This window comes from Thermanaerovibrio velox DSM 12556 (assembly GCF_000237825.1).
GTDB classification, from domain to species: Bacteria; Synergistota; Synergistia; order Synergistales; family Synergistaceae; genus Thermanaerovibrio; species Thermanaerovibrio velox.
Genome location: NZ_CM001377.1, coordinates 195,190 through 210,391 on the forward strand (window position 1 = coordinate 195,190; position 15,202 = coordinate 210,391).

The 15,202-nt window shown below is 61.1% G+C and carries 10 protein-coding genes and 2 rRNA genes; all 12 read left to right on the plus strand.

What is annotated here, in order from left to right:
* Positions 1–90 precede the first annotated feature (90 nt).
* The 12 genes from THEVEDRAFT_RS00855 to aroQ all read left to right on the plus strand — a co-directional run bounded on the left by THEVEDRAFT_RS00855 (position 91) and on the right by aroQ (position 15,202).
* Positions 91–3,068: ribosomal RNA gene (locus tag THEVEDRAFT_RS00855) — 23S ribosomal RNA — on the plus strand.
* A gap of 36 nt (positions 3,069–3,104) precedes the next feature.
* Positions 3,105–3,220 (plus strand): 5S ribosomal RNA (gene rrf, locus THEVEDRAFT_RS00860).
* 289 nt (positions 3,221–3,509) lie between these two features.
* Positions 3,510–4,691, plus strand: a complete 1,182-nt coding sequence (locus THEVEDRAFT_RS00865; RefSeq protein ID WP_006582847.1) for an iron-containing alcohol dehydrogenase — start codon at positions 3,510–3,512, stop codon at positions 4,689–4,691.
* 64 nt (positions 4,692–4,755) lie between these two features.
* Complete coding sequence (locus THEVEDRAFT_RS00870) at positions 4,756–5,616, plus strand: aldo/keto reductase (RefSeq protein WP_006582848.1); 861 nt, start codon at positions 4,756–4,758, stop codon at positions 5,614–5,616.
* A gap of 246 nt (positions 5,617–5,862) precedes the next feature.
* Complete coding sequence (locus tag THEVEDRAFT_RS00875) at positions 5,863–7,455, plus strand: C69 family dipeptidase (RefSeq protein WP_006582849.1); 1,593 nt, start codon at positions 5,863–5,865, stop codon at positions 7,453–7,455.
* A 535-nt stretch (positions 7,456–7,990) separates the two neighbouring features.
* Positions 7,991–9,034 carry a 3-deoxy-7-phosphoheptulonate synthase gene (gene aroF / locus THEVEDRAFT_RS00880; RefSeq protein ID WP_006582850.1) on the plus strand — a complete coding sequence of 348 codons (1,044 nt, stop codon included), beginning with the start codon at positions 7,991–7,993 and terminating at the stop codon, positions 9,032–9,034.
* Positions 9,016–9,870, plus strand: a complete 855-nt coding sequence (locus THEVEDRAFT_RS00885) for a prephenate dehydrogenase (RefSeq protein WP_006582851.1) — start codon at positions 9,016–9,018, stop codon at positions 9,868–9,870. The genes aroF and THEVEDRAFT_RS00885 overlap by 19 nt, the downstream gene beginning before the upstream one ends.
* Positions 9,867–11,180 carry a 3-phosphoshikimate 1-carboxyvinyltransferase gene (aroA, locus tag THEVEDRAFT_RS00890; protein WP_006582852.1) on the plus strand — a complete coding sequence of 438 codons (1,314 nt, stop codon included), beginning with the start codon at positions 9,867–9,869 and terminating at the stop codon, positions 11,178–11,180. The genes THEVEDRAFT_RS00885 and aroA overlap by 4 nt, the downstream gene beginning before the upstream one ends.
* A complete protein-coding gene (locus THEVEDRAFT_RS00895) occupies positions 11,177–12,049 on the plus strand; it encodes a shikimate dehydrogenase (protein ID WP_006582853.1) in 873 nt (290 codons plus the stop codon). The genes aroA and THEVEDRAFT_RS00895 overlap by 4 nt, the downstream gene beginning before the upstream one ends.
* A complete protein-coding gene (aroC, locus tag THEVEDRAFT_RS00900; RefSeq protein WP_006582854.1) occupies positions 12,021–13,208 on the plus strand; it encodes a chorismate synthase in 1,188 nt (395 codons plus the stop codon). The genes THEVEDRAFT_RS00895 and aroC overlap by 29 nt, the downstream gene beginning before the upstream one ends.
* Complete coding sequence (locus tag THEVEDRAFT_RS00905; protein ID WP_006582855.1) at positions 13,192–14,766, plus strand: bifunctional shikimate kinase/3-dehydroquinate synthase; 1,575 nt, start codon at positions 13,192–13,194, stop codon at positions 14,764–14,766. Before aroC ends, THEVEDRAFT_RS00905 begins: the two co-directional genes overlap by 17 nt.
* A complete protein-coding gene (gene aroQ / locus THEVEDRAFT_RS00910; RefSeq protein WP_006582856.1) occupies positions 14,759–15,202 on the plus strand; it encodes a type II 3-dehydroquinate dehydratase in 444 nt (147 codons plus the stop codon). Before THEVEDRAFT_RS00905 ends, aroQ begins: the two co-directional genes overlap by 8 nt.

A 15,202-nucleotide genomic window follows, 5' to 3' on the forward strand; every position in this document is an offset into this window, starting at 1 on the left:
ATGTTATGTGGTTCGTTCTCACGTCTCCCTGTCCGTCGTGGTTTTAGGACAATGACAAAGGCCCTTTTTGGGGTTATATGAGGAAGATGGGGTTAAGGTAGTAAGGGCACGCGGGGGATGCCTAGGCGCCAGATGCCGAGGAAGGACGCGGCAAGCTGCGAAAAGCCACGGGGAGGCGCAAGCGGCCATTGATCCGTGGGTATCCGAATGGGGCAACCTGCCGGGAGCAGTCCCGGCGCCTCTGAGAGAGGCGGGCACTCGGCGAAGTGAAACATCTCAGTAGCCGAAGGTAGGAGAAATCGAAGAGATTCCCTGAGTAGTGGTGAGCGAAAGGGGAGCAGCCTAAACACGGTGCGTGTAAGCGTGCGGGCGTTGCGTACTGTGGGTAGTGGGACGTGTTGGGGGCGAGCCGCATCTTGCCCGGTCAGTGAGAAAGGTACACTTTAGCGGAACCGTGTTGGGAAAGCGGGCCGCAGAGGGTGATAGCCCCGTACGCGAAAGGGTGTACTCTGGCTAGACGCGATCCCGAGTAGGGCGGAGCACGTGGAATTCCGTCTGAATCAGGGCCGACCACGGTCTAAGGCTAAATACATCTGGCGACCGATAGTGGAGCAGTACCGAGAGGGAAAGGTGAAAAGCACCCCTGGCGGGGAGTGAAATAGACCTGAAACCGCGTGCTTACAAGCAATCGGAGCCACGTTAGTGGTGACGGTGTGCCTCTTGGAAAATGAGCCGTCGAGTTATGGTGTGTGGCGAGGTTAAGGTCTTTAGAGGACTGGAGCCGCAGGGAAACCGAGTCTGAATAGGGCGTAAGTCGCATGCCATAGACCCGAAGCCGTACGATCTATCCATGTCCAGGTTGAAGTCCGGGTAACACCGGATGGAGGACCGAACCAGGGCCTGTTGAAAAAGGCTTGGATGAGGTGTGGATAGGAGTGAAAAGCTAATCGAGTACGGTGATAGCTGGTTCTCCCCGAAATGCATTGAGGTGCAGCCTCGACGAAAGGTGTAACGGGGGTAGAGCTACTGGATGGGTGAGGGGGCCGATGGGTCTACCGAGCTCAACCAAACTCCGAATACCGTTACATGTAGTTGGGAGTGAGACTACGGGTGAGAAGATCCGTGGTCGAGAGGGAAAGAGCCCAGACATCCGGCTAAGGTCCCGAAGCCCGCGCTAAGTGTTACAAGGATGTGGGGGAGCTGAGACAGCCAGGAGGTTGGCTTAGAAGCAGCCATCCTTGAAAGAGTGCGTAACAGCTCACTGGTCGAGCGCCCCTGCGCCGAAAATGTGGGGGGCTAAGCGCGGCACCGAAGCCGATGCATGTGCAGCAAGGCTGTACATGGGTAGGGGAGCGTTCTGTACGGGGTGAAGTCGTTCTGTGAAGCGCGGTGGACTGTACGGAAGTGAGAATGACGGCATGAGTAGCGTTAGGCAGGTGTAAACCCTGCCCGCCGGAAGCCCAAGGATTCCTGGGGAAGGTCAGTCCGCCCAGGGTTAGGCGGGACCTAAGCCGAGGCCGAAAGGCGTAGGCGATGGACAGCCGGTAGACAATCCGGCCCCACTGAGGGCGCGTTATTACCGATGGGGTGACGCAGGAGGCTAGGTGCGCCGGGTGATGGAAGTCCCGGTCTAAGGAGGTAGGGGGACAGGATAGGCAAATCCGTTCTGTCGTAACTCTGAGATCTGATGGGGACTGCGTTTATACGCGGGAAGGCATTGAAGCCATGCTGCCGAGAAAAGCCTCTAGGGAGTGCTCTTGGTGCCCGTACTGCAAACCGACACAGGTGGGCAAGCTGAGAAGGCAAAGGTGAACGGGAGAACCCTCGTTAAGGAACTCTGCAAGTTGACCCCGTAACTTCGGGAGAAGGGGTGCCCTGGTTGGTGAAGTTATAAGCTGACGGAGCTGACTGGGGTCGCAGAAACCAGGCTCAGGCGACTGTTTAATTAAAACACAGGACTCTGCTGAAGGCGTAAGCCGAGGTATAGGGTCTGACACCTGCCCGGTGCTGGAAGGTTAAGGGGAGAGGTTAGCCGCAAGGCGAAGCTTTGAACCGAAGCCCCAGTAAACGGCGGCCGTAACTATAACGGTCCTAAGGTAGCGAAATTCCTTGTCGGGTAAGTTCCGACCTGCACGAATGGTGTAACGATCTGAGCGCTGTCTCGACGAGGGACCCGGCGAAATTGTGGTACTGGTAAAGACGCCAGTTACCCGTGGTGGGACGGAAAGACCCCGTGGAGCTTTACTGTAGCCTGATATTGGATTTTGGCAATCTCTGTACAGGATAGGTGGGAGGCTTTGAAGTCATGCCGCCAGGTGTGATGGAGCCGTCGTTGGGATACCACCCTTAGGTTGCCGGGATTCTAACCGCTAGAGCTGAACCGCTAAGCGGGACACTGTCAGGTGGGCAGTTTGACTGGGGCGGTCGCCTCCTAAAGAGTAACGGAGGCGCGCGAAGGTCACCTCATCGCGAATGGAAATCGCGAGTTGAGCGCAAGGGTATAAGGTGGCTTAACTGTGAGAGCGACAGTTCGAGCAGAGACGAAAGTCGGTCCTAGTGATCCGGTGGTACCGAGTGGAAGGGCCATCGCTCATCGGATAAAAGCTACCCCGGGGATAACAGGCTGATCTCCCCCGAGAGTTCCCATCGACGGGGAGGTTTGGCACCTCGATGTCGGCTCGTCGCATCCTGGGGCTGGAGAAGGTCCCAAGGGTTGGTCTGTTCGCCCATTAAAGCGGTACGTGAGCTGGGTTTAGAACGTCGTGAGACAGTTCGGTCCCTATCCACCACGGGCGTAGGGGATTTGAGGCGATCTGCTCCTAGTACGAGAGGACCGGAGTGGACGAACCGCTGGTGTACCGGTTGTGGCGCCAGCCGCATAAGCCGGGTAGCCATGTTCGGATCGGATAACCGCTGAAGGCATCTAAGCGGGAAACCGGCCCCGAGATGAGATCCCCCACTGGGAAACCAGGTAAGGCATCCTGAAGATGACAGGATTGATAGGCCGGAGGTGTAAGCGGTGTGAGCCGTTGAGCTGACCGGTACTAATATGCCGAGGCCTTAACCCCATCTTCCTCATGTAACCCAAAGGGTTGCACAAGATTTCCGGTGGCCATAGCGGAGGGGAAACACCCGGTTCCATGCCGAACCCGGCAGTTAAGACCTCCAGCGCCGATGGTACTGCGGGGGGTACCCGTGGGAGAGTAGGTCGCCGCCGGTCCTTTCTTAAAACGGCCTTCCTGACAAACAGGAAGGCCGTGGTTTTTTTTCCCCGCCCAAGAACATACCAATGCCCCCTTATATACAAATGCCCGCAGAACAAACCCCAAGGCCATCACAAATCACCGAACCCCTCATCCAAAGTCCGATGGCGGATGGCGGAAGCGCCCTAGGCGTCAGGATGCGGTACGCCCAGGACATCCCTGGTTCTTTGCCCTGCTCGATCGATATGGTGTAGCATATCATTGAAGCCCTTAAACTCCCCTTTTATCCTTACAGGAGGTGTCCCTATGAAGTTCAGCTTTTACAACCCCACTCGGCTCATATTCGGCGCCAGATGTGTTTCCAAGCTTGGGGAGGCGGCGGCCTCTTACGGCTCCATGGCGCTTCTGGTCACCGGCCGGGGCAGCGTTAAGCGGAGCGGTGCCTTTGAGAGGGCCGTAGAATCCCTCAAAACCGCGGGGGTGTCCTTTGTGGAGTGCGAAGGGGTCGAGCCGAACCCCAGGATAAGCACCGTTCGCCGCGGTGCGGAGATGATAAGGCGCCACAGGTGTGACCTGGTGGTGGCCCTAGGGGGCGGCAGCGTCATGGACGCCGCGAAGGTGATGGCCGCCGCGGCCCTTTACGAGGGGGACCCTTGGGACATGATGTACGTGAGGGGCAGGAAGCCCCGGCTGCCCGACAAGGCTCTGCCCGTAATCACCGTTCCAACCCTGGCGGCCACCGGTTCGGAGATGAACGAGGGGGCGGTCATAAGCTCCGATGAGCTCAAGGTGAAGACCTTTGTGGAGGCGGAGTGTCTCTTCCCAAGGGTGGCGGTGGTGGACCCGGAGCTCACCCTTTCCGTGCCCAGGGACCACACTGCCTACGGGGTGAGCGACATAATAGCCCATTTGACGGAGGGGTACTTCAACGGGGTTGATGGTACCCCCATACAGGACGGCTTTGCGGAGGCGGCGCTGCGGACCGTGATACGATGGGGCAGGGTGGCGGTGGAGGACGGTTCATCCTTGGAGGCCCGAACCCAGGTCCAGTGGGCGTCGGTGGTGGCCCTCAACGGTTGGGTTCAAGTGGGTACCAGGGCCTATTTCCCGGTGCACATGATGGAGCACACCCTGTCGGCGCTTCATGACGTTCCCCACGGGGCGGGCCTTGCGGTTCTTAACCCCGCCTGGATGTCCTTCGCCGCCCCTTCAAGGGTTGAGAAGTTCGCCGCCTTCGCTAGAAACGTCATGGAGGTTCAGGACCGGGACGACGGATCCGCCGCGGAGGAGGGGATAAGAAGGCTTAGGGAGTTCCTTGCCTCAATAGGCTGTCCCTCCAGGATAAGCGATATGGTGGACTCCCCGCTGGAGCCTGTGGACTATGCGAGGGCCACGTTGGACGTGGCGGGGGATGAGAGGGGGCTGCTTCGGGGCAGGCCCCACATGGACCTTTCGGATCTAGAGGGGATATTTAAGTCTGTCGTTTAGCGCCCTGTCGTTTGGCAGGGTTGGGGATCGGCCTTTTTATGTTGTCGCCGGAGGTGCTTACCTGATGAACAAGGTATTGCTGAACAACCGGGTGGAGATGCCCATTCTGGGGCTTGGGGTTTACGAGGCGGGTACGCTGGAGGAGTGCGAGCGCTGTGTCCTGGAGGCCTTGGACGCGGGTTACCGCATGGTGGACACCGCGGCGGTGTACGGTAACGAGGAGGCGGTGGGACGGGCCATCCGCCGGAGCTCTGTTCCAAGGGAGCAGGTCTTCGTGATAACCAAGCTATGGTTTAAGGACAGCGGTTACGAGAGGGCCATAGCGGCGTTCTTCGGGTCATTGAAGAGGCTGGGGCTGGACTACGTGGATCTGTATCTGATCCACCAGCCCTACGGGGACGTATACGGTTCCTGGCGGGCCATGGAGGAGCTTTATCGGAGGGGCTATGTAAGGGCCATTGGGGTCAGCAACTTCTACGCCGACAGGCTTATGGACCTTTCCGTTCACTGCGAGGTTATGCCGGCGGTGGATCAGATAGAGCTGCATCCCATGCACCAGAGGCCCGAGGAGCTTAGGGTGATGCGCCGCCTTGGGGTGATCCCCCAGGCCTGGGGGCCTTTGGCCAGGGGCAGGGACGGCATATTGGAACACCCCGTTCTCAGGGGTTTAGCGGATAAACACCACCGCACGGTGCCCCAGGTTATACTCCGTTGGCTTGTGCAGCAGGGCATATCGGCGGTGCCAAAGACCGTAAGGCCCGAGAGGATGCGGGAGAACCTGGATGTGTTCGACTTTCACCTGGATGAGGAGGACATGAGGTTGATTGCCTCCGCGGACACCGGCAGGAGCTCCTTCGGAGATCACCGGGACGTGGCCCTGCTGGAGAAGCTCCTTGCATTTGACCCCGCGGGGCTTTGGTCGTGACCGTCACCACCAGCCGGTTCGCTCCCCGCTTAAGGGGACACGCGGGACTTTAAGCTCTTTTAGTGTGTTTTTGGAGTGTTTCGTAGGGGGTAGAGATGGGATGTCCCGTGGGGTATCTGGGGTGAACTTGGGGACAGCTGCTGTTGTGTCATCCCCTTAAATGGTACATAATGTTCCCGTGACATTTTAGTAACCATTAAGTGTCACGGGGACTTTTATTTCCGATGTCTTAAGGAGGGGAGTTTAATGTATGGTGGCAAGAAGAGGCAGTGGTTGCGAGGTGTTCTCCTGGGGATTGGCTTCGTCTTTGTCATGGCCTTTCAAGCCCTGGGTTGTACCTCCGTGTTCGTGGGTAAGGATGCTTCCGCCACGGGGCACATCCTCATAGCCCGTAACGAGGACTACAAGGAGGGGTGGGCCAAGCATTTCGTGATAAACCAGCCCCGGCGGGTGTCCAAGGGGGAGGTCCAGCGCTTCTGGAGCGGCATGGAGCTGGGTTACCCGGAGGACATGACCTGGACCCTAAAGTACTTTTCGGTGCCCGACTGGACCCATGGCAATCCCGATGAGACCTACGTCCCCATGGACGAGGTGGGCATAAACTCCGCGGGGGTTGCGGTGTCCGCCACGGAGACCCAGGGTCTTAATCCCCGGGCGGAGCTTTTGATCCCCCTTGACGGGCTTATAGAGGAGTCCCAGATACCCTCCATAATACTCCCACGGGCCAGGACCGCCCTGGAGGGGGTCAAGATCTTCGGGGAGGCCATAGAGAAGTTCGGTTCCGAGGAGTGCGGCGGTTTCGCGGTGGCGGACAAGGACAACCTGTGGTACATCGAGTACAGCGGCAACCGGTGGGCCGCCGCCAGGATCCCGAACGACAAGTACATAGTGGTCCCCAACGCCAAGGTGTTGAGCAACTACAACCCCTATGACAAGGAGAACTTCATGGGCTCCAAGGACTGGGTTGAGTTCATCCGGAAGAACCAGCTGCTCCCCCCGGAGGAGACCACGTCCTCCTACATCCATGCCCACGGTCTTAACCTGGCGAAGGCCCTGGGGGACATGGACTGGAAGAACAACGCGGTCAGGGTATGGTGGGGTCACAAGCTCTTCACCCCCTCGAAGCCGGAGCAGCCTGGGAAGGACTCGTACCCCTTCCTAATGTCCCCGGACGTGAAGATCACCAAGAACATGATCATGGAGTTCTTGAGGTCCGACAACTACCCCGGCACTCCCTATGAGAACCGTCGTCCCGGGGTTACCGAGGTCACCCGTCCCATAGCGAAGAGGACCAACCTGGAGTCCCACATAGTGGAGCTTGGGGAGGGGCCTGGGGTGCCCGGTGAGATAGGCAACGTGCTGTGGCTTGCCCTGGGGAACGTGGCGGACAGCGTTTACCTGCCCTTCTGTCAGGGCATAACCAGGCTGCCGGAGGCTTACAGCATGGGCACCAACAAGAGGGACTACCGGTCTGCCTACTGGGCCTTCTACGGCCTAGCTGCCAGGGCCCAATCCCAAGACGACGCCCACGGCACGAGCTTCGAGAAGGGGGTTAAGGGGTACTGGGCCCCCTTCCAGGATCAGCTGCTGAAGTCCTTCGAGGAGTTCCAGGCCTTTGCGCTCGCGAAGTACCGCAAAGAGGGGATGGCTTCGGCGGTGGAGTACCTTAACCGCCAGGCGGAGGCCTTCTCCACGAAGACCATAGCCAAGGCCTGGGAGCTGCAGTATGACCTTGCGCTTGCGGCGTCAAAGGGTCCTAAGGCGGTCTTCGAGCCGGTCTACAGGCCGGGAGACGCTCCGGTCCCCCAGGACGTGGAGGGGTACGTGCCGGCCCGGTAGATCCGTTCTCAGGGGAATAAATTCCCGTAAGTTCATGGTCTAAGAAGCCCCCCGATGTCTCACCGGAGTGAGACATCGGGGGGTTGTTTTACCATCCGACCTTGCACGGAGCAGGTGGGGCCTCTTCTAGATCTAATCACCGGGGGCTTGACAAAAAAACGATAGACTGTATCATCCCGTACCAATAACCTCAGACGGTTTGGAAAGGAGGGTGCATCAGGGTGGCCGCAAAAGGGGATTCTCTCCGGGGCATGGTTAAGGGCTTTTACTTTTACTTTATCCAGGGGCAGTGGCGTTTTTATTACTACGCCAGTGCCCCGTTTCCCCATGGAGATCCCCCGACCCAGGGTCCCTGGTGCAGCCTTAACTTAACGCCAAACCTTTAAGGGACCCGAGCATCCTGAGAGAGGGTGATTTTCAGCCTCCCAAGGGACGATACAGAGGGCCGGAGCCGGATTTCCAGGGGCTCCGGCCCTCTTCGTATTCCGAACTTTCCAGGGTTCCCCGATCATTTGCTCAAGAGGAGGTATGGAGGATGATGTCGGTTTTGGAGCTTTCTGAGCGTTGTTCCGGGGTTTTGCAGGCGGATCTAATGGAGTCCTTATGGGACAAGGGGCTGGAGGCCCGCATGGTGTCGGCGGGAGGTTCCAGGTACGTGGTGGTAGACGGCCCCATCGAGCTCGCGGACCTTCGTCCCTTTGGTGTGAGGTCCGTGCGCACCACCTCCCATCCGTTCCCCCTGGTGAGCCGGGATGCGGGGATAGCCTCGAGCCCCGTCATGGTGGGGGATGTGGAGGTGGGAGGAGGGGACTTTGTGGTCATGGCGGGCCCTTGTTCCGTGGAGAGCCGGGAGCAGATAGTGAGGACCGCCATGGCGGTTAAGTCCGCGGGGGCTTCGATCCTTAGGGGCGGGGCCTTCAAGCCCCGGTCGAACCCCTACAGTTTCCAGGGGCTTGGGGGGATTGGGATATCTCTTCTGGAGGAGGCCTCAAGGGCGGCGGGCATCCCAGTGGTGACCGAGGTCATGGATCCCCAGGACGTGGAGGTCGTATCCCGGTGGGCTCACATGCTCCAGATAGGCACCAGGAACATGCAGAACTTTCCCCTCCTGAAGGAGGTGGGCAGGTCTCACCGGCCGGTGCTGCTTAAGCGGGGGATGATGGCCACCGTGGATGAGTGGCTGCAGGCGGCGGAGTACGTGGTCTCATCGGGGAACCCGAACGTGGTGCTCTGCGAGAGGGGGATAAGGGGTTTTGACCGGGCGGTGAGGAACGTGCTGGACCTCTCCGCGGTGCCTTTGGTCAAGGGGCTCTCGGGTCTTCCTGTGGTGGTGGATCCCAGCCACGGGACCGGCAGGAGGGATCTCGTAATCCCCATGAGCATGGCGGCGGCGGCAGCGGGAGCGGACGGTCTCATCGTGGAAGTTCACCCATCCCCGGAGGAGGCGCTGTGCGATGGGGAGCAGTCCCTGGACTTCAACGGTTTCAGGGTGCTCATGGACTCGCTGTCAGCCCTTCTTGAGGCGGTCAAGCTGAGCCAAAGGCAGGGGGATTTGAAGAGATGCTCCGCCGTCATGTAGGGATACTGGGGCTTGGCCTAATAGGGGGCTCCATGGCCATGAGGCTAAAGGGCCGGTGTCTGCGCCTCTCCGGATGGGACGGGGATCCTAGGGTTTTGTCCTGTGCGATCTCCATGGGGATCCTGGACAGGGCCTCGTCGGGGCTGGAGGACCTGGCGGTGGGATGCGACCTGCTGGTCCTGGCAGTTCCCTCTTCCTGCATAGTGCCCCTTGGGCTCAAAGCGGTCCGTCATCTTAAGGATGGGGCGGTTCTTATGGACACCGGCAGCGTCAAGGTCCCGGTGGTTGAGCGGCTGGATCCCGCTTTGTCCGGGGGATACCTGGGTTTCCATCCCATGGCGGGTCGGGAGAGGGGAGGACTTGGAAACGCCTCGAAGGATCTCTTCGAAGGGGCCCTTTGTGCTTTGGTCCCCGGTCCCAGTTCTTCCCCGGAAACGGTGGAGCTTGGCAAGGAGCTTGCGGAGGAGCTTGGGGGACGGTGGGCGGTGATGGGGCCTGAGGAGCATGATCGAGGAGTGGGCTTCGTTAGCCACCTTCCCATGCTGTTGTCCGCCGCTTTGGCGGGATCTGCCATGGAGGCCTCTAAGGGCGGCTCGGAGGTAGAGCTTCTGGCCGCCTCGGGATTCCGGGATGTAACGAGGCTGAGCCTTGGTGGGCCGGACCTGCTTCAGCCCCTTAGAAGGATGAACCGGCGGTACATAGATGAAGCCCTTTCGGAGTTCCTTCGACAGGTCAGGGAGATCTTGTCTCAGGAGGACGGTGCCCTTGGGGACCGGCTTCAGCGAATAGCCCGGTGGCGTGAGGAACTGGGCAGGGGAAAGGGGTGGCTTAATTGAATCGTTGCGGCGCTATTAACGACTCGGTGGCCCTTAGGGTCCCGGGGGATGGCAAGGGGCTTCGAGGGGAGGTCACGGTGCCGGGGGACAAGTCCATCTCTCACAGGGCGGCCTTCCTGGGGGCCTTGTCATCCAGGGGGATAAGGGTGAGCAACTTCGCCCCCGGGGATGATTGTTCTTCCACCCTGAGGTGCCTTTCGGACCTTGGGTTTGAGGTTCAAAGGGATGGGGAAACCGTGGAGGTCCGGACTGGGTCCGGCCCCGTTGATCCGATCGGCATCTTGGACGCCGGGAACTCCGGCACCACCGCAAGGCTTCTTTGCGGTCTTTTGGCCCCGAGGCCCGGGCTTTTTGGGGTCGTAACCGGGGACCCAAGCCTCTTGAGGCGTCCCATGGACAGGGTGGTGGAGCCCCTTAGGAGTTTGGGGGCTAGGATAGAGGGCCCCCAGGGGGGGCGTAGGCTCCCGCTGGCGATAAGGGGTTCCCGTCTCTCCGGCGGTAGGGTGGAGCTGAAGGTCAAGAGCGCCCAGGTGAAGACCGCGTTGATCTTGAGCGCTCTCAGCGGCTCCCATGTGGTGGTGGTTCAGGAGTCGGCCCCCACCAGGGACCACACGGAGGTGATGCTCCAGCACCTGGGGGTGCCCCTTAAGAGGGAGGGGGGGTGCATAACCGTCTATCCGTGTCACGACCTGCCCGGGGGTAGCTGGAGGATCCCGTCGGACCCTTCATCGGCGGCCTTTTGGGCGGTGGGCTCGGCGGTGCTGCCCGCCTCGGATCTTATGATACCCGCTGTGGGGGTTAACCCCGGCAGGGTGGGCTTTATAAAGGTGCTTCAGAGGATGGGGTGTCCCGTTGAGGTGGCCTTCAGGGACCCCCAGGGGGGAGAGGTGGTGGGGGATATAAGGGTCCGCCACTCCTCCCTCAGGGCTGTTGAGGTGGAGCCCCATGAGGTGCCGGGGATGGTGGACGAGCTGCCGGTGCTGGCGGTGGCGGCCGCTCTGGCGGAGGGGGTTAGCCGAATAAGGGGGGCTCAAGAGCTTCGCCACAAGGAGTGCGACCGCATAAGGGCCGTGGCGGAGTGCCTTAACGCCATCGGCGGGAGGGTGAGGGAGCTGGAGGACGGTTGGGAGATGGAGGGGGTTGAGATGTTCGACGGAGGAGATGTGGACTCCTTCGGGGACCACCGGATCGCCATGGCCATGGGGATAGCGGCGCTGAGGTGCCGTTCCACGGTGACGATACGGGGGGCCCAGTGCGTCTCGGTCTCCTACCCGGGGTTCTTCGAAAGGCTTGAGGAGATGATCCGATGATTGGGTCTGGGACCTTTCTAATCGCTCTTTTGGGGGCCCCGGTGTCCCACAGCCTGTCCCCCCGGATGCAGAACCGGGGTCTTAGGGTTCGAGGGATAGACGGGGTGTACCTGGCGTTTCACGTCCTTGGGGCCTTTGAGGATGCGGTTAAGGGTCTCACGTCCCTTGGGGCCCTTGGGGCCAACGTGACGATCCCTTTCAAGGAGGAGGCCTTCCTTCTGAGTGAGCCCCAAGGGAACGCATGCATGGTGCGGGCGGTCAACACGTTGGTGTTTCGGGGCCCCGGCTTTAGGCCTTTGGGTTACAACACCGACGTGGAGGGGGTTCTTTTCGCGCTTAAGCGGATGGGGAGGCCCTTTAAGAGGGGGCTGCTCATCGGGTCCGGGGGTGCCGCCAGGGGTTGTGCCTTGGGTATGGCGCTTGGGGGAGTGGAGGAGCTAGTTGTGGCGGCCAGGGATCCGGCTAAGGGCAGGTTCTTGTGTGAGCTGGCATCCGGTTGGGGACTCTTCCGGCGGGTGGAGCTGCTGCCTTTGAGGGATTTAGGGGCCGTCCGAGGCGCCGGGAGGTTCGATCTGGCGGTGAACGCCACGTCCCTTGGTCTTGCGGGTTCCCCGTGGGCAAGTTCCCTTTTGGATGAGGTGGTTTCTGCGGTGGATCCCCCGGGGGGGTTCGTAGACATGGTATACCGTGCAGGTCCCACCGAAGCGGTCGAGCGCTTTAGGGCCCAGGGGATAGAAGGGGTTGACGGGCGGGTGCCCTTGTTGGGGCAGGGGGCTGAGTCCTTCCGGCTCTTCACCGGAGAGGAGCCCCCTTTGGATGAGATGGAGGCCGAGCTCTTCGATGCGGGAGGTGATCCCCTTGGGGCTTAGGATGCTCACCGCTGGGGAGTCCCACGGCAGGGGCCTGGTGGTGGTCTTGGAGGGGCTTCCCTCGGGTTTGGATGTGGACGTTCCCCGCCTTGAGGGGGAGCTTAAGAGGCGGCGCAGGGGCTTTGGCAGGGGGGGCAGGATGGAGGTTGAGCAGGATCGGCTCACCCTGTGGGGAGGTATAAGGGGTGGGCGCACCACCGGTTCCCCGGTGGGGATCACCGTTGAGAACTCCGAGTGGGAGTCCTGGCGGGACGTGATGGATCCCGTGGAGGTTCGGTCTTCTCGCGGTGTGTTCACCTGTCCAAGGCCCGGCCATGCGGATCTTGCGGGGGGTATGAAGCACGGTTTCCATGACCTGAGGGACGTGCTTGAGCGGGCCAGCGCGAGGCAGACCGCCGGGTGGACCGCAGCGGGCGCGTTGTGCCGGGTTTTTCTTGAGAGGCTTGGGATAGGGGTCTTTGGGGCGGTCCTGTCCATTGGAGGGGAGAGGGCCAAGGTCCCCGGTACGGAGGACCAGTGGTTGCAGGCCATGGCAAGTCCCATGGGTTGTTGGGACCTTGAGGATGCAGCGCGTCTTGAGGCCGTGGTGGCGGAGGCCATGAAAGAGGGGGTAAGCCTTGGTGGTTCGTTTGCGGTCATGGTTAGGGGCCTTCCGCCTGGGGTGGGGTCCTACTCGGAGTGGGACCTCAGGCTTGACGGACGACTTTGCGGGGCCCTCATGGCAATCCCGTCGGTTAAGGCGGTGGAGGTGGGTGACGGGGTGGAGCTTGGGAGTCTCAAGGGTTCCGTGGCCCAGGACGAGATACTGCTGGGTCCCCGTGGTGTGGTTCGTCCCACCAACAGGGCTGGAGGCATAGAAGGGGGCATGAGCAACGGGGAGGACGTGGTGCTCAAGGCGGTGATGAAGCCCATCCCCACCATGAGGACCCCCTTAAGATCCTTGGACCTGGCTACGAAGGAGCCCGCCTTGGCGCATCGGGAGAGGTGTGACACCTGTGCGGTTCCCGCGGGCTGCGTGGTGGGGGAGGCCATGACGGCCTTTGTCGTGGCCTCGGCGGTGCTTGAGCAGTTCGGTGGCGGGGGGCTGAATGACATTTTGGAGCGGGTGTCCCTTTACCGGGAGAGGGTTCGGAGGTACTTAAATGAGAGGTTTGAATGATATGTGCCCGGTGTTCCTCACCGGTTTCATGGGGTCTGGGAAGACCACGGTGGGGAGGGAGCTGGCGCGCCTTATGGGGGTGCCCTTCCTGGACCTGGACCGTATGGTGGAGATGGGTTCCCGCTTGACGGTGGAGGAGATATTCCGTCGTGGTGGGGAGGAGTCCTTCAGGGCTCTGGAGCGGGAGGCGCTCCTGCAGACCCTGGGGCTTGGGAGATGCGTGGTTGCCCTTGGTGGGGGGACCCTGATGGACCCCCGCAACCTGGAGGCGGTGCGCTCCTCCGGGCGGCTGGTGGCCCTGAAGGTCCCTTTGGACGTGGCGTCCCGACGGATAGGGGGTGATGTGAGGCCCCCCATGGAGAGCTCCTCGTTGGAGGAGCTCTTCGAGGCCAGGCGGCGGGGCTATGAGGCCGCGGAGATCGAGGTGGGAACTCATAGGACCGGGGCCCGGGAGGCTGCGAGGCTGATAGCCTCGGCTTTAAAACTTGAGATCCGCTCCCCCGGGGCGCCGAGGGAGGTCAGATCCGAGGTCCTGGGGCTCACGGTGAGGATAACCGATGGGGAGTTTGTCCCGTGGGGGATCTCCAGGGTGGTGCCCGCAGGCTCGGCGGGGGAGATATTCGCCGTAGGGGATTGCCTCACGGGACCGCTTTTCGTGGACCCAGCTGTCAAGGGGGTTCATCTTCTACCCCGGGGGGAGGCCGCCAAGGATCTCAAGCGGGTGGAGGAGCTTTACGATGCCTTCTGGGAAGCGGGGGTGCGCCGGAGCTCCACGGTGGCGGCGGTGGGGGGCGGTACCGTGGGGGATGCGGCGGCCTTCGCCGCCTCCACTTACCTCAGGGGGGTGGGGATCGTCCATTTCCCCACCACCTTGCTGGCCCAGGTGGATAGCTCGGTGGGTGGTAAGTGCGGGGTGAACATGCCCCAGGGCAAGAACCTGGTGGGGTCTTTTGTCTTCCCGTCCCTTACGGTGTGCGACGTGGGCTGTCTTATGTCCTTGAGTGAGCACGGCTACCGTCAGGGCCTAGGGGAGGTGGCCAAGTACGCCATGATGGACCGAGAGTTCTTCCGGTGGCTGGAGGCCCACGGTGCCTCCCTCTTGGCCCGGGATAGGGATGTCTTGATGGAGTGCGTTTTTAGGTGCTTGAGGCTCAAGCTGTCGGTGGTGGAGAAAGACCCCTTTGAGACCCGTGGGGGCAGGGAGGCGTTGAACTTGGGCCACACCGTAGGTCACGCCCTGGAGGCCTTGAGGGGCTTCAAGATGGGGCACGGGGATGCGGTGGCGTCGTCTTTGATGGTGGACCTGGCCCTTTCGGTCCGGTTAGGGGTGGGGGAGCCAGCCATGATGGACCGTCTTGGGGGACTGTTAAGCGCTTTGAGGCTTCCGGTCTCCCCTGGGGTCCCGTGGGGTGATTTGGAGGGCTTCGTTATGGGGGACAAGAAGTGGAGGAACGGCTCGCTCATGATGCCCCTCCCAGGGCCTAATGGTGTTGTGGTGAGGCCGGTGGGGCTGGAGGATCTCAGGAGGGCCTATTCGGAGGTGGTGGGCGGTGCTTAGGTTTCTGGTGATAAACGGTCCCAACATGGACGTTTTGGGACGCCGGGAGAGGGGGATTTACGGTTCCGCCACCCTTGAAGACCTGGAGGCTTTGTGTGTCCGGTGGGGGGAGACCAACGGGGTTTACGTGGAGTGCCTTCAGAGCAACCACGAGGGGGATCTAATCGAGATGGTGCACCGGGGAAGCGAAGAGTTTCAGGGTGTTGTGATGAACGCCGCTGGCTACGGGCACACCAGCGTGGCCTTGAGGGATGCGGTCAGCGCCTGTTCCGTGCCGGTGGTGGAGGTCCACATGACCAACGTGGCGTCTCGGGAGACCTTCAGGCATCGGAGTCTGTTGACGCCGGTGGTGAGGGGTTTGGTGATGGGGCTTGGAATCAAAGGCTACGTCCTGGCCCTTCAGGCCCTTAAGGACATGGCGGAGGGGGGCGTTTGA